At 49.3% G+C, this 590-nt stretch carries 1 protein-coding gene; it reads left to right on the top strand.

The window, feature by feature from the left end; translation table 11 throughout:
• On the top strand, positions 1 to 590 hold a 590-nt coding region (locus R7Z50_RS29255; RefSeq protein ID WP_318149983.1), incomplete at both ends, for a YccS/YhfK family membrane protein.

The raw sequence follows: 590 nt of genomic DNA, 5'->3' as shown, positions 1-590 counted from the left end.
TTGGTTCCAGCCGTTGTTACTGCTAACTGGTGCCGCTTGGTATTACTTTATGTCGATGATCTGGCAAATGTTCTGGCCGTTGCAGCCGGTGCAATTAAGCCTCGCGAACGTGTTTCTTGCGCTTGCGAATTATCTCGATGCCAAAGCCAAGCTTTTCCACCCAGTCACGAACCTTGCACCGCAACCGATGCGTATTGAAGCGGCTCGCCTTAATGCTGCTACGGTCACCGCACTCAATGCGTGTAAAGCAACGCTACTCACCCGTTCCAAGCGTGGTCATGTAGACGGACCAAGTGACCGATTCTTGAATATCTATTTTATCGCGCAAGACATTCACGAACGCGTGAGTTCGAGCCACTACCGCTACCAAGATTTGGCAACGGAGTTTGAGCGTTCAGACGTGCTGTTCCGCTTTAAATATCTTCTTGAGACACAAGCGCAAGCTTGCCGGGATATTGCTCAAGCCATTCAACTCGGCAACGAATACACTCACACCGATGAGTCGATTCTGGCTTTAGCAGAACTACAAAATTCACTGGCGTATTTGGAAGAGCAGCAACAAGGTCATTGGAAGCGTTTGTTAATGCAGC

Source organism: Vibrio sp. 1249-1 (assembly GCF_033340495.1).
The sequence above is the reverse complement of the archived record's forward strand: the minus strand, read 5'-3'. Positions and strand labels throughout refer to the sequence as shown.